23 protein-coding genes are annotated in these 18,851 nt (G+C 62.0%); 17 read left to right on the forward strand and 6 right to left on the reverse strand.

Annotation, left to right across the window (positions count from 1 at the left end; all coding sequences use genetic code 11):
* Nucleotides 1–23 precede the first annotated feature (23 nt).
* The 11 genes from phnF to phnP are packed head-to-tail and all read left to right on the forward strand — an operon-like array spanning nucleotide 24 to nucleotide 8,328.
* The gene (gene phnF, locus J0X03_RS21635) at nucleotides 24–752 is read left to right on the forward strand and encodes a phosphonate metabolism transcriptional regulator PhnF (protein ID WP_206975669.1); all 729 of its coding nucleotides are present in this window, start codon (nucleotides 24–26) and stop codon (nucleotides 750–752) included.
* Complete coding sequence (phnG, locus tag J0X03_RS21640; RefSeq protein ID WP_019453314.1) at nucleotides 753–1,196, forward strand: phosphonate C-P lyase system protein PhnG; 444 nt, start codon at nucleotides 753–755, stop codon at nucleotides 1,194–1,196.
* Between the two features lie 3 nt (nucleotides 1,197–1,199).
* The gene (gene phnH / locus J0X03_RS21645; protein ID WP_160203918.1) at nucleotides 1,200–1,781 is read left to right on the forward strand and encodes a phosphonate C-P lyase system protein PhnH; all 582 of its coding nucleotides are present in this window, start codon (nucleotides 1,200–1,202) and stop codon (nucleotides 1,779–1,781) included.
* Nucleotides 1,781–2,866, forward strand: a complete 1,086-nt coding sequence (locus J0X03_RS21650; protein ID WP_033641675.1) for a carbon-phosphorus lyase complex subunit — start codon at nucleotides 1,781–1,783, stop codon at nucleotides 2,864–2,866. Before phnH ends, J0X03_RS21650 begins: the two co-directional genes overlap by 1 nt.
* Entirely contained in the window at nucleotides 2,859–3,719 is an 861-nt protein-coding gene (locus J0X03_RS21655; RefSeq protein WP_004933420.1) for an alpha-D-ribose 1-methylphosphonate 5-phosphate C-P-lyase PhnJ, read from the forward strand. Before J0X03_RS21650 ends, J0X03_RS21655 begins: the two co-directional genes overlap by 8 nt.
* On the forward strand, nucleotides 3,719–4,507 hold the full coding sequence (gene phnK, locus J0X03_RS21660; protein ID WP_016929302.1) for a phosphonate C-P lyase system protein PhnK: 789 nt from the start codon (nucleotides 3,719–3,721) through the stop codon (nucleotides 4,505–4,507). Before J0X03_RS21655 ends, phnK begins: the two co-directional genes overlap by 1 nt.
* Before the next feature lie 16 nt (nucleotides 4,508–4,523).
* Complete coding sequence (phnL, locus tag J0X03_RS21665) at nucleotides 4,524–5,228, forward strand: phosphonate C-P lyase system protein PhnL (protein ID WP_046688116.1); 705 nt, start codon at nucleotides 4,524–4,526, stop codon at nucleotides 5,226–5,228.
* A complete protein-coding gene (gene phnM / locus J0X03_RS21670) occupies nucleotides 5,228–6,364 on the forward strand; it encodes an alpha-D-ribose 1-methylphosphonate 5-triphosphate diphosphatase (protein ID WP_033638888.1) in 1,137 nt (378 codons plus the stop codon). Before phnL ends, phnM begins: the two co-directional genes overlap by 1 nt.
* Nucleotides 6,364–6,933, forward strand: a complete 570-nt coding sequence (gene phnN / locus J0X03_RS21675; RefSeq protein WP_033641672.1) for a ribose 1,5-bisphosphokinase — start codon at nucleotides 6,364–6,366, stop codon at nucleotides 6,931–6,933. Before phnM ends, phnN begins: the two co-directional genes overlap by 1 nt.
* Complete coding sequence (locus J0X03_RS21680; protein ID WP_015376431.1) at nucleotides 6,930–7,532, forward strand: DapH/DapD/GlmU-related protein; 603 nt, start codon at nucleotides 6,930–6,932, stop codon at nucleotides 7,530–7,532. The genes phnN and J0X03_RS21680 overlap by 4 nt, the downstream gene beginning before the upstream one ends.
* A gap of 13 nt (nucleotides 7,533–7,545) precedes the next feature.
* Nucleotides 7,546–8,328, forward strand: coding sequence for a phosphonate metabolism protein PhnP (gene phnP, locus J0X03_RS21685; RefSeq protein ID WP_033641671.1), 783 nt, complete (start codon nucleotides 7,546–7,548; stop codon nucleotides 8,326–8,328).
* Here the strand turns inward: phnP and J0X03_RS21690 are convergent.
* Both J0X03_RS21690 and J0X03_RS21695 read right to left on the reverse strand, forming a co-directional pair.
* On the reverse strand, nucleotides 8,285–8,917 hold the full coding sequence (locus J0X03_RS21690; protein ID WP_033641670.1) for an NAD(P)H-binding protein: 633 nt from the start codon (nucleotides 8,915–8,917) through the stop codon (nucleotides 8,285–8,287). The genes phnP and J0X03_RS21690 overlap by 44 nt on opposite strands.
* 30 nt (nucleotides 8,918–8,947) lie before the next feature.
* Nucleotides 8,948–9,388, reverse strand: coding sequence for a YhbP family protein (locus tag J0X03_RS21695; RefSeq protein WP_015376428.1), 441 nt, complete (start codon nucleotides 9,386–9,388; stop codon nucleotides 8,948–8,950).
* Between the two features lie 433 nt (nucleotides 9,389–9,821).
* On the opposite strand from J0X03_RS21695, the gene speFL reads away from it, so the two are divergent.
* From speFL to J0X03_RS21715, 4 genes are all read left to right on the forward strand, one after another.
* Nucleotides 9,822–9,926, forward strand: a complete 105-nt coding sequence (gene speFL, locus J0X03_RS21700) for a leader peptide SpeFL (protein ID WP_004933443.1) — start codon at nucleotides 9,822–9,824, stop codon at nucleotides 9,924–9,926.
* Between the two features lie 275 nt (nucleotides 9,927–10,201).
* A complete protein-coding gene (gene speF / locus J0X03_RS21705; protein WP_123062098.1) occupies nucleotides 10,202–12,364 on the forward strand; it encodes an ornithine decarboxylase SpeF in 2,163 nt (720 codons plus the stop codon).
* A gap of 62 nt (nucleotides 12,365–12,426) precedes the next feature.
* Nucleotides 12,427–13,743 (forward strand): putrescine-ornithine antiporter, encoded by a 1,317-nt coding sequence (gene potE / locus J0X03_RS21710; protein WP_033648789.1) that lies wholly within the window; start codon nucleotides 12,427–12,429, stop codon nucleotides 13,741–13,743.
* 86 nt (nucleotides 13,744–13,829) lie between these two features.
* The gene (locus J0X03_RS21715) at nucleotides 13,830–14,135 is read left to right on the forward strand and encodes a GIY-YIG nuclease family protein (protein ID WP_142074920.1); all 306 of its coding nucleotides are present in this window, start codon (nucleotides 13,830–13,832) and stop codon (nucleotides 14,133–14,135) included.
* Here J0X03_RS21715 and J0X03_RS21720 read toward each other — a convergent pair.
* Both J0X03_RS21720 and ubiT read right to left on the reverse strand, forming a co-directional pair.
* On the reverse strand, nucleotides 14,122–14,625 hold the full coding sequence (locus J0X03_RS21720) for a GNAT family N-acetyltransferase (protein WP_021504238.1): 504 nt from the start codon (nucleotides 14,623–14,625) through the stop codon (nucleotides 14,122–14,124). The genes J0X03_RS21715 and J0X03_RS21720 overlap by 14 nt on opposite strands.
* Nucleotides 14,619–15,140 carry a ubiquinone anaerobic biosynthesis accessory factor UbiT gene (gene ubiT, locus J0X03_RS21725; protein WP_033644181.1) on the reverse strand — a complete coding sequence of 174 codons (522 nt, stop codon included), beginning with the start codon at nucleotides 15,138–15,140 and terminating at the stop codon, nucleotides 14,619–14,621. Before ubiT ends, J0X03_RS21720 begins: the two co-directional genes overlap by 7 nt.
* Nucleotides 15,141–15,398: 258 nt before the next feature.
* Here ubiT and ubiU point away from each other — a divergent pair, with 258 nt between their 5' ends.
* On the forward strand, nucleotides 15,399–16,394 hold the full coding sequence (gene ubiU / locus J0X03_RS21730) for a ubiquinone anaerobic biosynthesis protein UbiU (RefSeq protein ID WP_033641666.1): 996 nt from the start codon (nucleotides 15,399–15,401) through the stop codon (nucleotides 16,392–16,394).
* An 11-nt stretch (nucleotides 16,395–16,405) separates the two neighbouring features.
* Entirely contained in the window at nucleotides 16,406–17,284 is an 879-nt protein-coding gene (locus J0X03_RS21735; RefSeq protein ID WP_033641665.1) for a U32 family peptidase, read from the forward strand.
* A 128-nt stretch (nucleotides 17,285–17,412) separates the two neighbouring features.
* Here the strand turns inward: J0X03_RS21735 and J0X03_RS21740 are convergent, their stop codons facing one another.
* Nucleotides 17,413–17,955 carry a chorismate mutase gene (locus J0X03_RS21740; RefSeq protein WP_060660029.1) on the reverse strand — a complete coding sequence of 181 codons (543 nt, stop codon included), beginning with the start codon at nucleotides 17,953–17,955 and terminating at the stop codon, nucleotides 17,413–17,415.
* A gap of 13 nt (nucleotides 17,956–17,968) precedes the next feature.
* A complete protein-coding gene (locus J0X03_RS21745; RefSeq protein ID WP_033641663.1) occupies nucleotides 17,969–18,757 on the reverse strand; it encodes an alpha/beta hydrolase in 789 nt (262 codons plus the stop codon).
* Nucleotides 18,758–18,851 lie beyond the last annotated feature (94 nt).

An 18,851-nucleotide genomic window follows, 5' to 3' on the forward strand; every position in this document is an offset into this window, starting at 1 on the left:
ATCGGTATGACGAGGTTTTTATTATGATGGAGTTATCTAGACATCCGACCACTTACCCCGCGCGCTATCAGCAGATCGCCGCGCAGCTGGAACAGGAGCTGCGCACGCAATACCGCTGCGGCGACTACCTGCCTTCGGAACAGCAGCTGGCCGAGCGTTATCAGGTCAATCGCCACACCCTGCGCCGCGCGGTGGATCAGCTGGTGGAGCGCGGCTGGCTGCAGCGCCGCCACGGCGTCGGCATTCTGGTGCTGATGCGCCCTTACGACTACCCGCTGCACGCCAATACCCGCTTCAGCCAGAACCTGTTCGAGCAGGGTAGCCATCCCACCAGTGAGCGCTTACTCGCTGTCTTGCGCCCGTGCAATGGGCATGTTGCCAGCGCGCTCTCGCGTGAAGAAGGCGAAATGGTAATCCACCTGCGCACTCTGCGCCGGGTCAACGGCGTGCCGATGAGCGTCATCGACCATTATCTGCCCGATCTGGACTGGTGGCCGGCGCTGCAGCAGTTCCACAGCGGTTCGCTGCACCAGTTTATCGAACAGCACCTGCAGCAGCCGCTGACCCGCCGCCAGACGCGCATCAGCGCGCGCCGTGCGCAGGCTAAAGAGAGCCGGCTGCTGGAGATCGCCACCCACGCGCCGCTGCTGTGCGTGCGCACCCTTAACGTCCGCAGCGGCGGCGAAGACGTGGCGGAATACTCCGTCAGCCTGGCCCGCGCCGACATGATTGAACTGACGATGGAGCACTGAATGCAAGCCTTAGAGTCGAGACAACGCTGGATGTCGGTGCTGGCGCACAGCCGGCCCGAGCAGCTGCGCAGCCACTGGCAGGCGCTGAACCTCAGCCCGGGTTACCGCAGCATCCGCGCGCCGGAGATCGGCCTGGCCCAGCTGCAGGGGCGCATGGGCGCTACCGGCCGCCGCTTCGTGCTGGGGGACATGACGGTCACCCGCGCGGTGGTGCAGCTGGACAACGGCGGCTACGGCTACAGCTATATCGCCGGGCGCGACAAGGCGCACGCCGAGCTGTGCGCGCTGGCCGATGCGCTGCTGCAACAGCCGGAACACGGCGAACGCCTGCAACAACAGCTGATCGCGCCGCTGGCCGCGCTGCAGCACGAACAGCGCCAGCTGCGCGCCCGGGCGATCGCCGCCAGCCGGGTGGACTTCTTTACGCTGGTGCGAGGGGATTAAGCCATGAGTTTATTGACCGGTTTTGAACAACCGATAGACCAATCGCAGCACGCTTTCCGTTTGATTCTTAAAGCCTTGAGCGAACCGGGCCACCGGGTGACGCTGCCGGCCGGCCCGGCCTGGGCGCCGCTGAACGCCGCCAGCACCGCCGCGCTGCTGACGCTGGCCGATCAGGAAACGCCGCTGCTGCTGTGCGCTGCGCTTAAAAGTGAGCAAGTGCTAACAAACATTCGTTTTCACAGCGGCGCGCCGCTGGCCGCCACGGCGCAGGAGGTCTGTTTTGCCCTGTTCGATGAGCAGCTGCAGGCCGCCGATCTGCAGGCGTTGCCGCACGGCACGGAAATCTCGCCGGAATGCGGCGCCACGGTGGTGGTGCAGCTTGCTGAGCTGGAGAACGGCGCCGCGCTGCGCCTGACCGGCCCCGGCATCGAGAGCCAACGCCTGATAGCGCCGCGCCTGCCGCCGGCACTGCTGGATTACCTGGTCAACCGCCCGCAGCGCTTCCCGCTGGGGCTGGATATCTTGCTGACCTGCGGCGATCGCCTGCTGGCGATCCCGCGGACCACCCGCGTGGAGGTGTGCTGATGTACGTAGCGGTAAAAGGGGGCGAAAAAGCCATTGAGGCCGCCCATCAGCTGCAGGAACAGCTGCGGCGCGGCGACGAGGCGCTGCCGGCGATCGGCGCGGAACACATCGAACAGCAGCTGGGGCTGGCGGTGGATCGGGTGATGACCGAAGGCGGCATCTACGATCGCGAGCTGGCGGCGCTGGCCATCAAACAGGCCAGCGGCGATCTGGTGGAGGCGATCTTCCTGCTGCGCGCCTATCGCACCACCCTGCCGCGCCTGGCGGTCAGTGAGCCGCTGGCCAGCGAAAACATGCGGCTGGAGCGGCGCATCTCGGCGGTTTACAAGGACTTGCCCGGCGGGCAGGTGCTGGGGCCGACCTATGACTACACCCACCGGCTGCTGGATTTCGCGCTGTTGGCGGAAGGCGAAGCGCCGCGTGCGCCGCAGGCCGACGAACCGCTGCCGGACAACTGCAGCCACGTGTTCGATCTGTTGTGCCGCCAGCAGCTGGCGCGGGAGGAACAGGACGACGGCAGCGCGCCGGACGACATCACCCGCAATCCGCCGGTTTACCCCTGCTCGCGCTCGGCGCGCCTGCAGCAGCTGGTGCGCGGCGACGAAGGTTTTCTGCTGGCGCTCGGCTACGCCACCCAGCGCGGCTACGGCCGCAACCACCCGTTCGCCGGCGAGATCCGCACCGGCCACGTTTCGGTGGAGATCGTGCCTGAAGAGCTCGGTTTCGCCATCGATATCGGCGAAATCCTGCTGACCGAGTGCGAAATGGTCAACGGCTTCGTCGATCCCAAGGACCATCCGCCGCACTTCACCCGCGGTTACGGGCTGGTGTTCGGCCGCGCCGAACGCAAGGCGATGGCGATGGCGTTGGTGGATCGCGCATTGCAGAGCCCCGACTACGGCGAAGGCGTCGCCGGCCCGGCGCAGGACGAAGAGTTCGTGCTGGCCCACGCCGACAACGTCGAGGCCGCCGGCTTCGTCTCCCATCTCAAGCTGCCGCACTACGTCGACTTCCAGGCTGAACTGGAACTGCTCAAGCGGCTGCGGCAGGAATACAGCGAGCGTCAGGAGGCCCGCGATGAGTGAAGTATTGACCGGCTATAACCTCGGTTATCTGGACGAGCAGACCAAGCGCATGATCCGCCGCGCTATCCTGAAGGCGGTGGCGATCCCCGGCTATCAGGTGCCGTTCGGCGGCCGCGAGATGCCGATGCCCTACGGCTGGGGCACCGGCGGCATTCAGCTCACCGCCAGCGTTATCGGCCGCGCCGACGTGCTGAAGGTGATCGACCAGGGCGCCGACGACACCACCAATGCGGTGTCGATCCGCCGCTTCTTCCAGCGCGTCGCCGGGGTGGAAACCACCGAACGCACGCCGGAGGCCACGCTGATTCAAACCCGTCACCGCATTCCGGAAACCGCGCTGCGCGAAGACCAGATCCTGATCTATCAGGTGCCGATCCCGGAGCCGCTGCGCTTTATCGAACCGCGCGAAACCGAGACCCGCAAGATGCACGCCCTGGAGGAGTACGGCGTGATGCAGGTGAAGCTGTATGAAGACATCGCGCGCTACGGCCATATCGCCACCACCTACGCCTACCCGGTGAAGGTCAACGATCGCTACGTGATGGATCCTTCGCCGATCCCAAAATTCGACAACCCGAAAATGCACATGATGCCGGCGCTGCAGCTGTTCGGCGCCGGGCGCGAGAAACGCATCTACGCCCTGCCGCCGTTCACCAAGGTGGAGAGCCTGGACTTCGACGACCATCCGTTCAGCGTGCAGCAGTGGGACGAACCCTGCGCGCTGTGCGGCTCGCGCCACAGCTATCTGGACGAGGTGGTGCTCGACGATCGGGGCAACCGCATGTTCGTCTGTTCGGACACCGACTACTGCCGGCAGCAGCTGGCGCAATCTTCGCAAGAGGCGCAGCACTGATGACTTCCACCCCTTTGAGCACCACCCCGCTGCTGTCGGTGAACCGGCTCACCCACCTGTACGCCCCCGGCAAGGGGTTCAGCGACGTGTCGTTCGACATTTACCCCGGTGAAGTGCTGGGCATCGTCGGCGAATCCGGCTCCGGCAAAACCACGCTGCTGAAGTCGATCTCGGCGCGGCTGGCGCCGCAGCGCGGGCAAATCCTTTACCGCCCGCAGGCGGACCAGGAACACGACCTGTACGCCATGGCGGAGAGCGATCGCCGCCGCCTGCTGCGCACCGACTGGGGAGTGGTGCACCAGCACCCGCTCGACGGGCTGCGGCCGCAGGTCTCCGCCGGCGGCAACATCGGCGAGCGGCTGATGGCCATCGGCCAGCGCCACTATGGCGACATTCGCCGCCAGGCCGGCCAGTGGCTGGAAGACGTCGAAATCCCGCTGTCGCGCCTCGACGATCTGCCGACCACCTTCTCCGGCGGCATGCAGCAGCGGCTGCAAATCGCCCGCAATCTGGTCACCCACCCCAAGCTGGTGTTTATGGATGAGCCGACCGGCGGGCTGGACGTGTCGGTGCAGGCGCGCCTGCTCGATCTGCTGCGTAACCTGGTGGTGGAGATGCAGCTGGCGGCGGTGATCGTCACTCACGATCTCGGCGTGGCGCGGCTGCTGGCCCACCGCCTGCTGGTGATGAAACAGGGCGAAGTGGTGGAGAGCGGCCTGACCGATCGGGTGCTCGACGATCCGCACCATCCTTACACCCAGCTGCTGGTTTCTTCGGTGCTGTCGTAACCCAAGGCGATAACAGATGACTATGCAAATCCGAGTTGAACATCTCAGTAAAACCTTTGTGCTGCATCAGCAGTACGGCACCCGCCTGCCGGTGCTGCACGACGCCAACCTGACGGTCCACGGCGGCGAATGCGTGGTGCTGCACGGCCACTCCGGCAGCGGCAAATCCACCCTGCTGCGCTCGCTGTACGCCAACTACCTGCCGGACAGCGGCCATATCTGGATCAACCACCAGGGCGACTGGCTGGACATGGTCAGCGCCGACGCGCGCCAGATTCTGGCGGTGCGCCGCCATACGCTGGGCTGGGTCAGCCAGTTCCTGCGGGTGATCCCGCGCATCAGCGCGCTGGAGGTGGTGATGCAGCCGCTGCTGGAACAGGGCGTCGAGCGCGCCGAATGCCGCGACCGCGCCGAAGCGCTGCTCGCCGCGCTCAACGTGCCGCAGCGCCTGTGGCCGCTGGCGCCGTCCACCTTCTCCGGCGGCGAACAGCAACGGGTGAACATCGCGCGCGGCTTTATCGTCGATTACCCCATTCTGTTGCTGGACGAACCGACCGCCTCGCTCGACAGCCGCAACAGCGCGGCGGTGGTACAGCTTATCGAACGCGCCAAGGCGCGCGGCGCGGCGATCGTCGGCATTTTCCATGATGAAGGCGTCCGCCGACAGGTCGCCGACCGGCTTTATGACATGCAGGCGCCACAGGCGCTGGAGGCCCTCTGATGATCGTCAATAACGTTAAGCTGGTGCTGGATGACCAGGTGGTGCAAGGCTCGCTGGAGATGCAGGACGGCGTGATCCGCAGCTTCGCCGACGGCCCGAGCCGGCTGCCGCAGGCGCTGGACGGCGACGGCGGCTGGCTGCTGCCGGGGCTGATCGAGCTGCACACCGACAACCTGGACAAGTTTTTCACCCCGCGCCCGAACGTCGACTGGCCGGCCCATTCGGCGATGAGCAGCCACGATGCGCTGATGGTGGCCAACGGCATCACCACGGTGCTGGACGCGGTGGCGATAGGCGACGTGCGCGACGGCGGCCACCGGCTTGAAAACCTGCAGAAGATGATCGATGCGGTGATCCACAGCCAGCGCGCCGGGGTGAACCGCGCCGAGCACCGGCTGCACCTGCGCTGCGAGCTGCCGCACGAGAGCACGCTGCCGCTGTTCGAACAGCTGATGGACAAGCCGGGCGTGTCGCTGGTGTCGCTGATGGACCATTCGCCGGGCCAGCGCCAGTTCGCCTCGCGCGAAAAGTACCGCGAATATTATCAGGGCAAATACCACCTCAACGATCAGCAGATGAGCGAGTACGAGGCGCAGCAGGTCGCCCTGTCCGCCCGCTGGGCCGCGCCGAACCGCGAGGCGATCGCCGCCCACTGCCGCGCGCGCCGCATCTCGCTGGCCAGCCATGACGATGCCACCGCCGCGCACGTGGCCGAATCCTGCGCGCTGGGCAGCGCCATCGCCGAGTTCCCCACCACCGAGGCGGCCGCCCGCGCTTCGCACCAGCAGGGCCTGCAGGTGCTGATGGGCGCGCCGAACATCGTGCGCGGCGGCTCCCACTCCGGCAACGTGGCGGCGCACCACCTGGCGGCGCTGGGCGTGCTGGATATCCTCTCTTCCGATTATTACCCGGCCAGCCTGCTGGACGCGGCGTTTCGCCTCGCGGCGGACGAGCGCAACGCCTACGATCTGCCCCAGGCGGTGCGCATGATCACCCGCAACCCGGCGCGGGCGCTGGATCTGCAGGATCGCGGCGCCATCGCCGAAGGATTGCGGGCGGATCTGGTGCTGGCGCGGCCGCACGGCGAGCACGTTTACGTGCAGAACGTGTGGCGCCAGGGCAGGCAGGTGTTCTGATGGCGCGGCTCATCTACCTGATGGGGCCTTCCGGCGCAGGCAAGGACAGCCTGCTGGCCGCGCTGCGGGCCGACGCCGACCGCGCGCCGCTGGTGGCGCACCGTTACATCACCCGGCCGGCGGACGCCGGCTGCGAGAATCACATCGCGCTGAGCGAACCCGAATTTCTGCGCCGCCGCGCCAAGGGGCTGTTCGCGCTCGACTGGCAGGCCCATCAGCAGCGCTACGCGTTCGGGATCGAAGTGGATCTTTGGCTGCTGCAGGGGATCGACGTGGCGGTCAACGGTTCACGCGCCCACCTGCCGCAGGCGCAGCAGCGCTACGGTGCGCAGCTGCTGCCGGTATGCCTGCAGGTCAACGCCGCGATCCTGCGCCGGCGCCTGCAGGATCGCGGACGGGAAAGCGCTGAACAGATCGAGCAGCGGCTGGCGCGGGCGGCGGAATATCAGCAGAGTCTGCCCGCCGGCTGCCGGGTGCTGCACAACGACGGCCCACTCGACGATACCCTGGCGGCGCTGCTGGCGCTGCTGCCTACCGCCACCCGACAAGCTCAGGATGCGATGCCATGAACGACTTTGCCCAGCCGAAAATCGGCGACAACGTGACCCTTAACCGCACCCGGCTCGGCCAGTATGTGCATCTGGCCGACGATGCGATCCTGGAAGAGGTGGAGATGGGGGACTACTCCTACACCGCCGGGCACAACCAGATCTTTTACGCCACTATCGGCAAGTTCGTTTCCATCGCCTCCTATGCGCGCATCAATCCCGGCAACCACCCGACCTACCAGCGCATCGCGCAGCACCACTTCACCTATCGCGCTTCCGAATACGGGCTGGGGGAAGACGACGCGGCGTTCTTCGACTGGCGGCGCGAGCACCACGTCACCGTCGGCCACGACGTGTGGATCGGCCATAACGCCATCCTGATGCCGGGCGTCAGCGTCGGCAACGGCGCGGTGATCGGCAGCGCAGCGGTGGTCACCAAGGACGTGGAGCCTTACAGCATCGTCGCCGGCGTGGCGGCCAAGAAGATCGGCATGCGCTTCGACGATGCGCTGATAGAGCGTATCGAACGCAGCCAGTGGTGGCACTGGGATCACGCCACGCTGCAGGCGCGGCTGGCGGATTTTCGCGACATCAACCGCTTTGCGCAGAAGTACCTTTAACGGAGGGGGAGCGATGCAACTGACCTTTCTCGGCACCGGCGGCGCGCAGCAGGTGCCGGTGTTCGGCTGCGACTGCCTGATCTGCCAACGGGCGCGGCGCGAGCCGGCATTTCGGCGGCGCGCGTGCAGCGCCATGCTTAACTATCAGGGGGAAACGACCTTATTGGATGCGGGATTGCCGGCTTTGGAGCGGCGATTTTCGGCGGGGCAAATTCAACGTTTTTTACTGACACATTACCACATGGATCACGTTCAGGGGTTATTTCCTTTGCGTTGGGGGTGCGGAAATTCCATTCCGGTGTATGGCCCACCGGATGAACAGGGCTGCGACGACCTGTTCAAACACCCGGGCATTCTGGCGTTTCAGCCGCCGCTGGCGCCCTTCGCCACCGTCGAACTGGGCGGCATGCGCATCACCCCGCTGCCGCTGCAACACTCCAAACTGACCCACGGCTACCTGATCCAGGCGGCGGGCGCTGCGCTGGCCTACCTGACCGACACCGTCGGCCTGCCGCCGGCCACCGCCGACTATTTGCAGAACGTGGCGCTGGATCTGCTGGTGCTCGATTGCAGCCTGCCGCCTCAGCCGCAGGCGCCGCGCAACCACAACGATCTGACCCGCGCGCAGGAGACGCAGCGGTTGCTGCAGCCCAAACGCACGCTGCTGACGCACATCAGCCATCATCTCGATCTGTGGCTGCTGGACAATGAACTGCCCGCCGGGCTGGAGCTGGCGTTCGACCACCTCAGCGTCAGCCTCGGTAGCAGTGCAGCCGATCCGACTCCAGCACCCTGACCCCTTCGCCCGGCGTGAACGCCTGCTGCAGCAGCGTTTGCGCCACGTCTTTGGCGGAGACGGCGCGCCATTTGCCGGGCAGCAGCCTGAACAACGGCAGCGAGAGGCGCTCCATCAGGCGCGGCGCAGGGCGATCCCCCACCAGCATGGAAGGCCGCACCAGCGTCAGGCGCGGCCAGCGCTGTTCGCGCAGCGCCTGCTCCATCTCGCCTTTGGTGCGGTTATACAGGAAGGTGGAATGCGCGTTGGCGCCCAACGCACTCACCACCAGACAGTGCTGCGCCCCCAACCGGCGGCCGGTCAGCGCGCTCTCCACCACCAGTTGGTAATCGACGTAGCGGAAGGCATCGGCGCTGCCCGCCGCCTGGCGGGTGGTGCCCAGGCAGCAGAACACCAGATCGACCGGCTGCTGCAGGCCGCTCAGCAGTTCGAACAGCGCATCGCCGACCGGGTTGGTCAGCTTGCCGTGCGGCGGCAGCGGCGTGCGCGTCGGCGCCACGATGGCCGTTACCTGCGGATCGCTTTGCAACAGCTGCAGCAACTCGCGCCCCACCAGCCCGGTTGCGCCGACTAACAGTGCTCGCGCCATGCAATCTCCCGTTGTAATCAATACGTCGACTTAAAGTATAGACCGCGCCCAATGCAGCTTCTTGCCGAAGCCGAGGGTGTTGTCGGTCATCTTCACCTCGTGCAGATCCAGCCGCCATACCGAGGCCTTCATCGCCCTGGCGATCGGGAAGCGCTTGCAGTAACGCGCGCGCGCCGCCTCGGCCTCTTCGCCGCTCAGCAGCACCGCCTCGGCGCGGTACTGCACGCCGCGGATCAGCGCGATGCTTTTCGGTTTCGGCGCGATGGTGCCGACCACCCGGCCGTTGTTCAGCATCAGCCCACCGTGGCGGGTGTGCGGTTCGGTCATCAGCCACAGCGCCATCGTCGCGGCGTCGAACACGTAAAAACAGTTGGCGCACCACATGTCGAGGCCGTCGCCGGCGCACAGCGTTAAGACATGTTGCTTGCCGATGAAATCCGCAATCTGTTGCCGTTGTTCTGGGGTATTCAAGGTTACTCGCCTCCCGGTTCACTCACTTCATCTTACCCTGCGTTGTTGAAGCGAGTCACAAATAACGATAATCACCAAAAATCCCATGCGAATATAAAATCACAATATCTGTATTTTTACTCATTTCAGCGTCAGACGGGTTTATAACATAAAAAAAACAAACCGGATTTATTTGATCGTTAGGCAACCGATTAATTGCGCCATTCTTTTATTCCCATCCTGACGGCACGCAAATTTAGCGCGTCTGCCCGGCGCCGATTAGCAATTTATTTACATGCTCATTTGTCTGCCTGGCCGCAGTTTATGCAACTCACTGCATAATCAATGAATAGTTATTTATAAACACCGGCATTTATGTGATGAAAATCACGATTTCCTGCCCATCTTGCGTTAAAATAGCGCCATCTTTTCACTCAGCAAGGTGGATTAGAAAATGGAAAACAATAACCGAAAAATGGCGCATATCAGGCGCACAACCCATATTATGATGATGGCTCATCGCAGCTGCTTTAGTTTCGCATTCTTCAACTACAGATAACCCTCACCCCCTCGCTCTTACGCCGTTGTTAAGAGTGTCTTTGCGTTTCAATTTATTCTCCGCACTCCGGTGATAATGTCTTTCCCCCGCAAACCGGGAAGGGCGCGCAATACATTTTTAATACCGTCAAAGAGCCTCCAAGAAAAATAAAACAAAGAACACAGTTAATGCCTTAGGGCATCGCTGGGTTCTCGTACACCTTTATTTTCGTGAAGGCGTTAGCGGCAAATGGAATTATTTGCCGACGGTGCGCCTTTGCCTGAAGAATGAGAAAAATGAAAAAATTAAAAATTGCCGCCAACACCCAAACCCTCGGCTGCTTTGAAACTGAACGCGACATCGTCGATGTGCATCACAGCGATTTCAATGACGTCGCCGCCATCGTGCTGTCGGTAGAAGACGTCGCGCAAGGCATGGTGGCGCGCATCGAAGAGCACGGCCTGAACATTCCGCTGTTCGTCGCCGTCTGCTGCGAAGAAGAGCTGGATAACGCCGTATTGCCGGCGCTGCACGGCGTGTTTGAGCTGTGCGGCAAGAATACCCAGTTCTACGGTAAACAGCTGGAGGCCGCCGCCGCAAAATATGAGAGCGAGCTGCTGCCGCCGTTCTTCAACACGCTGACGCAGTACGTGGAAATGGGCAACGCCACTTTCGCCTGCCCCGGCCATCAGGGCGGCGAGTTCTTCCGCAAACATCCGGCGGGCCGCCAGTTCTTCGACTTCTACGGCGAAACGCTTTTCCGTTCGGACATGTGCAACGCCGACGTCAAACTGGGCGATCTGTTGATCCACGAAGGCGCGCCTTGCGCGGCGCAGCAGCACGCCGCCAAGGTGTTCAACGCCGACAAGACCTACTTCGTGCTCAACGGCACCTCGGCCTCGAACAAGGTGGCGACCAACGCTCTGCTGACGCGCGGCGATCTGGTGCTGTTTGACCGCAACAACCATAAATCCAACCACCACGGCGCATTGATCCAGGCCGGCGCCACGCCGGTTTATCTGGAAACCGCGCGCAACCCGTTCGGCTTTATCGGCGGCATCGACGCGCACTGCTTCGACGAGCGCTACCTGCGCCAACAGATCCGCGAAGTGGCGCCGGAACGCGCCAACGAAGCCCGCCCGTTCCGCCTCGCGATCATCCAGCTCGGCACCTACGACGGCACTATCTACAACGCCCGTCAGGTGGTCGACAAGATTGGCCACCTGTGCGATTACATCCTGTTCGACTCCGCCTGGGTGGGCTATGAGCAGTTCATTCCGATGATGAAAGACTGCTCGCCGCTGCTGCTGGAGCTGAACGAGAACGATCCCGGCATCATCGTCACCCAGTCGGTGCACAAGCAGCAGGCCGGCTTCTCGCAGACCTCGCAGATCCACAAAAAAGACAAGCATATCAAGGGGCAGAGCCGCTACTGCAACCACAAGCGCTTCAACAACGCCTTTATGCTGCACGCCTCCACCAGCCCGTTCTATCCGCTGTTCGCCGCGCTGGACGTCAACGCCAAGATGCACGAGGGCAAGAGCGGCCAGCGCCTGTGGCAAGAATGTGTGCGCGTGGGCATCGAAGCGCGCAAAATGCTGCTGGATACCTGCACGATGATCAAACCGTTCGTGCCGGATCAGATCGACGGCAAGCCGTGGCAAGCCTATGACACCGCGGCGATGGCCAACGATCTGCGCTTCTTCAACTTCGTGCCCGGCGAAAAATGGCACGCTTTTGAGGGCTATGCCGAATCGCAGTACTTCGTCGATCCGTGCAAACTGCTGCTCACCACGCCGGGCATCGATACCGCGAACGGCAGCTACAGCGAGTTCGGCATCCCGGCGACCATTCTGGCCAACTACCTGCGCGAAAACGGCATCGTGCCGGAAAAATGCGATCTCAACTCGATCCTGTTCCTGCTGACGCCGGCGGAAGACATCGCCAAGATGCAACACCTGGTGGCCCTGATCGCCCGCTTCGAGAAGCACATCGAGCAAAACTCCCTGCTCAGCGAGGTGCTGCCTGCGGTCTATAAAAACCACCAGCAGCGCTACAAAAACTACACCATCCGCCAGCTGTGCCAGGAAATGCACGACCTTTACGTCAGCTACGACGTTAAAGAACTGCAAAAAGAGATGTTCCGCAAAAGTTATTTCCCGCGCGTGGTGATGAATCCGCAGGACGCCAATACCGAGTTTGTACGCGGCAACGTGGAATTGGTCTCGCTGGCCAAGGCCGAGGGGCGCATCGCCGCCGAAGGCGCCCTGCCTTACCCGCCTGGCGTGCTGTGCGTGGTTCCCGGTGAAATTTGGGGCGGCGCCGCGCAGCGTTATTTCCTGGCATTGGAAGAAGGCATCAACTTATTGCCGGGATTCGCGCCGGAACTGCAGGGCGTTTATATCCAACAGGATGAGGACGGCTGGAACCGCGCTTACGGCTACGTCATGAAAAATTAATCACCTTACGGGGCGGCGATTATTCTCGCCGCCCGGATCGCATCCTAAAAGAGAAAATGATCATGAGTAAGTCCAACAATAAAATGGGGGTCGTGCAATTAACGATCCTGACCGCCGTGAATATGATGGGTTCCGGCATAATTATGCTGCCGACCAAGCTGGCCGAAGTGGGCACGATTTCGATAGTTTCCTGGCTGGTGACCGCCGTCGGCTCGATGGCGCTGGCCTACGCGTTCGCCAAATGCGGCATGTTCAGCCGTAAATCCGGCGGCATGGGCGGCTACGCCGAATACGCCTTCGGTAAATCAGGCAACTTCATGGCGAACTACACCTACGGCGTTTCGCTGCTGATCGCCAATATCGCCATCGCCATTTCCGCCGTCGGCTACGGCACCGAGCTGTTCGACACCACGCTCAGCCCGCTCGGGATCTGTATCGCCACCATCGGCGTGCTGTGGCTGGCGACCGTCGCCAACTTCGGCGGCGCGCGCATCACCGGCAAAATCAGCGGCATCACCGTCTGGGGCGTGATCATTCCGGTGGTGGGCATCTCGGTCATCGGCTGGTACTGGTTCAGCGGCAGCGCCTACGTCGCCGCCTGGAACCCGCATCAGGTGCCGACCTTCGAAGCCATTGGCGCCTCGATCTCAATGACCCTGTGGGCGTTCCTGGGGCTGGAATCCGCCTGCGCCAACACCGACGTGGTGGAAAATCCGGAGCGCAACGTGCCGATCGCCGTACTGGGCGGCACACTCAGCGCGGCGGTGATCTATATCGTTTCGACCAACGTGATCGCCGGCATCGTGCCAAACATGGATCTGGCCAACTCCACCGCCCCGTTCGGGCTGGCGTTCTCCCACATGTTCAATCCGACGGTCGGCAAGATCATCATGGCGTTGATGGTGATGTCCTGCGTCGGCTCGCTGCTCGGTTGGCAGTTCACCATCGCCCAGGTGTTCAAATCCTCCGCCGACAGCGGCTTCTTCCCGAAAATCTTCTCCAAGCTGAGCAAGGCCGACGCGCCGGTCAAAGGCATGCTGACCATCGTCGTCATCCAGAGCGGTTTGTCTCTGATGACCATCAGCCCGTCGCTGAACAAGCAGTTCAACGTGCTGGTGAACCTGGCGGTGGTGACCAACATCATCCCTTACATCCTGTCGATGGCGGCGCTGGTCATTATTCAGAAAGTGGCGAAGGTGCCGGACAACAAGGCGCGCATCGCCAATATCATCGCCGGCATCGGCGCGCTGTACAGCTTCTATGCGCTTTACAGCTCCGGTGAGGAAGCGATGATGTGGGGCGCCATCGCCACCTTCCTCGGCTGGACGCTGTACGGCATTGTCTCGCCGCGCTTCGAGCTGGCGGGAAAAAAGGGGTAAAGCGGTAAGGCTCCGGCGGCCGGGGATGGGATTGTGACGGCGAACATGCCATCATACGCCGACCCTGGCCACCGAAACGGCGTACGATGACCGACACTACCCCCACTCCCTGGCACCTCTACATGCTGCGTTTACCGAGCGGCATGCTGTATACCGGCATCACCACCGACGTGGCGCGCCGCCTGGCGCAACATCAAGCCGGCAAAGGCGCCAAGGCGCTGCGCGGTAAAGGGGAGCTGACGCTGGCGTTTCACTGCCAGGTGGGGGATCGCTCAACGGCGCTGAAGCTGGAATACCGCGTCAAACAGCTGAGCAAAATACAAAAAGAGCGGCTGGTGAATCACCCGCCGCTGTCGTTGGCGTATCTATTGCCGGCCGTTAAAAGCGATTAAACGGCGCAGAAAAAGCCACTTCGCCGCTGACGCCATTCAGAGCGTCTTGCGCCAGCGGATACACCTGGAATGCGCTTTCCGTGTCCGGCCAGCGACAATTCAGACCATAGGCGGCGGCCGGTTTGAAACCGAAGCGGCCGTAATAGGCCGGATCGCCCAGCACCACCACCGCGGCGTAGCTGAATTCGTTCAGCGAATCCAACCCCTCGTACACCAGCTTTTCAGCCAGCCCCTGGCGGCGCAGGCTTTCGTCTACCGCCAGGGGCGCCAGCGCCACCCATTGGCGGTCTTCGCCGGCCACGTCTACCGGGCTGAACGCGGCGTACCCCACCACCCCGCCTTCGTCGTCAGTGGCGACCACGCCCAGCGTCAGCAGGCCGTCTTCGCGCAGCTGCTGCACCAGGTCGGCTTCGTCGTCGCGGCCAAAGGCGCGGCGCAGCAAGGCATCGATGCCCGCCGCGTCTACCGGGATCTCTACGCGGATCAGCATGATGCCGCCACACGGGAAGCCGACGCCGTGCCCTCCTGCAGCCCTGCTTCGACAAAATCAGCCAACTGCAACAGCCCCATGCGCAGCGGCGCAGGCATGCTTTCCAGCTCAATGGCGTCCATCAAATTTTTCACATACAGGCCCAATTCGGTATCCCCTTCAATCTGCAGCCGACGCTGAAAGAACAGCGTATCCGGATCTTGCTTACGCGCCGCGATCAGAATCAGATCGTTGGCGTCGCCGCTGAAGCTGACGTCCGCTTCGGCGTGCTGGCTGACCACCAGTTTGTCGTTTTCTACCGTCATAAACCATTGTAGCGCCAGATCGCGAACTTCGATCTTTAACCAGCGCGATTCGAGAAATTCCAGATCGCCATCCGCCAACGCCTGGCGGAACTGCCAGCTCAGCACCTGTTGCAGCAGTTGGCGCTGCAGAGCGAACGGCGTGAATTTCAGCGGGATGCGCAGCAGCGACGGCCCCTGGCGCACAAGACGTGCTCGTAGTTGTTCCAACACGGTCATCCACTCCTTTCAATACGGACTACCGCTATTTTGCCACACTGACGCGCGGCTTCAGCGGTCTATATCAACAAATAGTGCATTTCACCGCCATGTTTATCAATACGCCATAAGCTGCCTCAAATCAAAACCCGTGCGCGCCCCTTTGCCTAAAATGGCCTCCCCGATTCGTGTTTGCCGGCGGAACACCGTCGTCGGCAACCTTTAAAGACAGCGTGCGCCCGGCCGGGCGTACGGCTAAGCCAGGATAAATCTATGGAGCTGCTTTGTCCCGCCGGCAACCTGCCGGCCCTGAAGGCCGCGGTGGATAACGGCGCCGATGCCGTTTACATCGGGCTGAAAGACGATACCAACGCGCGCCACTTCGCCGGCCTCAACTTCACCGAGAAAAAGCTGCAGGAAGCGGTCGATTACGTGCATCGCCACGGCCGCAAACTGCATATCGCCATCAACACCTTCGCCCATCCCGACGGCTACGCCCGCTGGCAGCGCGCGGTGGATATGGCCGCCCAACTGGGCGCCGACGCGTTGATTCTGGCGGATCTGGCGATGCTGGAATACGCCGCCCAGCGCTACCCGCAGCTGGAACGCCACGTTTCGGTGCAGGCTTCCGCCACCAATGAGGAGGCGATCCGTTTCTACCAGCGCAACTTCGAGGTCGGCCGGGTGGTGCTGCCGCGGGTGCTGTCGATGCACCAGGTGAAACAGCTGGCGCGCACCAGCCCGGTGCCGCTGGAAGTGTTCGCCTTCGGCAGCCTGTGCATCATGGCCGAGGGGCGCTGCTACCTCTCCTCCTACCTGACCGGCGAGTCGCCGAACACCGTCGGCGCCTGTTCGCCGGCGCGTTTCGTGCGCTGGCAGCAAACCGCACAGGGCATGGAGTCGCGCCTGAACGACGTGCTGATCGACCGCTATCAGGACCACGAAAACGCCGGTTACCCGACGCTGTGCAAGGGCCGCTATCTGGTGGACGACGTGCGCTACCACGCGCTGGAAGAGCCCACCAGCCTCAATACCCTGGAGCTGCTGCCGGAGCTGCTGGCCGCCAACATCGCTTCGGTGAAGATCGAAGGCCGCCAGCGCAGCCCGGCTTACGTCAGCCAGGTGGCGCGCGTCTGGCGCCAGGCGATCGACCGTTGCCAGGCCGATCCGGCCGCCTACCGCGCCGACGCCGCCTGGATGGAGACGCTGGGCGCGATGTCCGAAGGCACCCAAACCACGCTGGGCGCCTATCACCGCAAATGGCAGTAGCCGGAGGAAACATGAAATACGCACTGGGGCCGGTACTCTACTACTGGCCGAAAAACGACATCGCAACGTTCTATCAACAGGCGGCGGACAGCAGCGCCGACATCATTTATCTCGGCGAGAGCGTCTGCGCCAAGCGCCGCGAGATGAAGGTCGGCGATTGGCTGGCGCTGGCGCGCGAAATCGCCCGCAGCGGTAAACAGGTGGTGATCTCCACGCTGGCGCTGCTGCAGGCGCCGTCCGAACTGAATGAGCTGAAACGCTATGTGGAAAACGGCGAGTTCCTGTTTGAAGCCAACGATCTGGGCGCGGTGAACATGGCGGCGGAGCGCGGCCTGCCGTTCGTCGCCGGCCATGCGCTGAACTGCTACAACGCCTATACCCTGCGCCTGCTGCGCCGCCAGGGCATGATCCGCTGGTGCATGCCGGTCGAGCTGTCGCGCGACTGGCTGGCCAATCTGCTGACGCAGTGCGACGAGCTGGGCTTCCGCCACGACTTCGAGGTGGAGGTGCTGAGCTACGGCCATCTGCCGCTGGCCTATTCCGCGCGCTGCTTCACCGCCCGCTCGGAGAACCGCGGCAAGGACGAGTGCGAAACCTGCTGCATCAAGTATCCGCAGGGCCGCATGATGCGTTCGCAGGAACAACAACAGGTGTTCGTACTCAACGGCATCCAGACGATGAGCGGTTACTGCTATAACCTCGGTAACGAGCTGCCGAACATGCAGGGGCTGGTGGACATCGTGCGGCTGTCGCCGCAGGGCGCCGAGACGCTGGCGCAGATCGATGCCTTCCGCGCCAACGAGCGCGGCGAGCAGCCGCTAGCCTTGACCGACCACGCCGACTGCAACGGCTACTGGCGCCGCGTGGCCGGGTTGGCGTTGGTGGGGTGATTGAGGCCGGCGCCGGGCTTTCCCTCGCCAGAGGAGCCTTTCAACGCCATTATTCGGCTGGCCGCCCGCGAGGAGAATGCGCCCGAAACCACACATCGGGCGCATTCAGCCAGAACAACGGCAGGCGATTACCTTTTCAACGCAATTCGCTTTAATGACTGCCACAGGCGTTCTTTATCGCCAACTTTCAGGTGGGTTTGTTCCAGGGATTTCATAAAAACAAACCTGTCATTAAAGCGCTCGCCTTTCTTCAATTTATTGCTGACGCTGGTCAAAATCTGGGTATTCAACCGGCTGATTTTCGCTCTCACACTGTCCAGCGATTCAGGCTGCCAGCCGTTTTCCGGCGCCGACAGCCAGTCTGCCCGGTAGCGATACTGAATCGCTTTGGCCGCATCCATTTGCGCCTGTATAAAAGGAGCCACCGACTTGCCATCCAATCCCAATGCTTCCGCCTCGCGGACTGAGTTGGCCAATACGTTGGCTTCCTGAGGCAAATCCTCAATGGCCAGATGGTTGTTTGCCTTATACCCGGCAACGTCTTTCATGTAAGACAATCGCTGGTTAATCAATGAGGCGGTCTCGTCGGTTTGAATAGGCTTTGCCACCGCCGTGATAGAGAAAAATAATCCAGCCAAAAGCAGCAACCCTCTCGTCACTTTAAAATCCATTTAACCTCTCCTGTCACAGCCCTGTTGGCAGTGGTTTTTGGCTCGCAACGAAATTCGCTATGCGTGCATAATCTTTTGCCACCGCCGGATGTTTGCGCCCGGGAAGAAACTCGAAGCTGCAGCGCTCGCCGTCTTTCACTAACTGCGACGCCAGATTCCTGACATTCAACCTTGGGTTATCCCCTATGCGCTGGAAGATCTCTTTCTCAAGATCGGTACTGTCCGGCTCCGCCCGCTCCTCGCGGCTGCCTAAGAGCAGCGATAACCAATCAATGCTTGCGGCAAGCTTAACGTCGCCTTCGGGCAGCACTGCGCCATTCGCCCACCAGAGAGCGGGACTGGCGGCAACATAGCGCTGAAAAGCCGTTTGATGATGAAACGCCACGTATAAGGTGAAATGCCCGCCAAACGAATGCCCCGCCAGCGTTTGCATTTGCTTATTGACCTTAAAACGACATTCGACCCACGGTTTGACGACATCCTGAATAAATCGATAAAATTGCTCCGCTCCGCCCCCGTCTTTAAAGCGCTCGCTGCCATCGCTCACCGTATAGTCAAATGTGCGAGCCGCCTTAATATCGACCCCCTCCTGATAACCGATTCCAATATAAAGCACAGGGGATACATCATCACCGTGATAACCCGCCTTAATTAGGGTCTCAAAGTGTCTGTTGGCATCTAAAAAATACAACGGATTTAATTCGTTGCACCCAACATGCCGTTTATCGCATGCCAGGAAGACCTTATATTTTTGTCCATGATATTCAAACAGAACCGTTTGAACGCTTAACTTACCCGTCATACATCATGCTCCTTCATATTTATTACATAACGGCACCTATCTGAAACATCCCGTTTACAGACCAATCTCATGACTATGAGCGAGCAATCCATTT

It is taken from the genome of Serratia ureilytica (genome assembly GCF_017309605.1).
In the GTDB taxonomy this organism is placed as follows: Bacteria; Pseudomonadota; Gammaproteobacteria; order Enterobacterales; family Enterobacteriaceae; genus Serratia; species Serratia ureilytica.

Excerpts from the sequence above, each read along its gene's own strand:
- phnF (WP_206975669.1), top strand. The coding sequence starts at position 24 with ATGATGGAGTTATCTAGACATCCGACCACTTACCCCGCGCGCTATCAG.
- phnG (WP_019453314.1), top strand. The coding sequence starts at position 753 with ATGCAAGCCTTAGAGTCGAGACAACGCTGGATGTCGGTGCTGGCGCAC.
- phnH (WP_160203918.1), top strand. The coding sequence starts at position 1,200 with ATGAGTTTATTGACCGGTTTTGAACAACCGATAGACCAATCGCAGCAC.
- J0X03_RS21650 (WP_033641675.1), top strand. The coding sequence starts at position 1,781 with ATGTACGTAGCGGTAAAAGGGGGCGAAAAAGCCATTGAGGCCGCCCAT.
- J0X03_RS21655 (WP_004933420.1), top strand. The coding sequence starts at position 2,859 with ATGAGTGAAGTATTGACCGGCTATAACCTCGGTTATCTGGACGAGCAG.
- phnK (WP_016929302.1), top strand. The coding sequence starts at position 3,719 with ATGACTTCCACCCCTTTGAGCACCACCCCGCTGCTGTCGGTGAACCGG.
- phnL (WP_046688116.1), top strand. The coding sequence starts at position 4,524 with ATGACTATGCAAATCCGAGTTGAACATCTCAGTAAAACCTTTGTGCTG.
- phnM (WP_033638888.1), top strand. The coding sequence starts at position 5,228 with ATGATCGTCAATAACGTTAAGCTGGTGCTGGATGACCAGGTGGTGCAA.
- phnN (WP_033641672.1), top strand. The coding sequence starts at position 6,364 with ATGGCGCGGCTCATCTACCTGATGGGGCCTTCCGGCGCAGGCAAGGAC.
- J0X03_RS21680 (WP_015376431.1), top strand. The coding sequence starts at position 6,930 with ATGAACGACTTTGCCCAGCCGAAAATCGGCGACAACGTGACCCTTAAC.
- phnP (WP_033641671.1), top strand. The coding sequence starts at position 7,546 with ATGCAACTGACCTTTCTCGGCACCGGCGGCGCGCAGCAGGTGCCGGTG.
- J0X03_RS21690 (WP_033641670.1), bottom strand. The coding sequence starts at position 8,917 with ATGGCGCGAGCACTGTTAGTCGGCGCAACCGGGCTGGTGGGGCGCGAG.
- speFL (WP_004933443.1), top strand. The coding sequence starts at position 9,822 with ATGGAAAACAATAACCGAAAAATGGCGCATATCAGGCGCACAACCCAT.
- speF (WP_123062098.1), top strand. The coding sequence starts at position 10,202 with ATGAAAAAATTAAAAATTGCCGCCAACACCCAAACCCTCGGCTGCTTT.
- potE (WP_033648789.1), top strand. The coding sequence starts at position 12,427 with ATGAGTAAGTCCAACAATAAAATGGGGGTCGTGCAATTAACGATCCTG.
- J0X03_RS21715 (WP_142074920.1), top strand. The coding sequence starts at position 13,830 with ATGACCGACACTACCCCCACTCCCTGGCACCTCTACATGCTGCGTTTA.
- J0X03_RS21720 (WP_021504238.1), bottom strand. The coding sequence starts at position 14,625 with ATGCTGATCCGCGTAGAGATCCCGGTAGACGCGGCGGGCATCGATGCC.
- ubiU (WP_033641666.1), top strand. The coding sequence starts at position 15,399 with ATGGAGCTGCTTTGTCCCGCCGGCAACCTGCCGGCCCTGAAGGCCGCG.
- J0X03_RS21735 (WP_033641665.1), top strand. The coding sequence starts at position 16,406 with ATGAAATACGCACTGGGGCCGGTACTCTACTACTGGCCGAAAAACGAC.
- J0X03_RS21740 (WP_060660029.1), bottom strand. The coding sequence starts at position 17,955 with ATGGATTTTAAAGTGACGAGAGGGTTGCTGCTTTTGGCTGGATTATTT.
- J0X03_RS21745 (WP_033641663.1), bottom strand. The coding sequence starts at position 18,757 with ATGACGGGTAAGTTAAGCGTTCAAACGGTTCTGTTTGAATATCATGGA.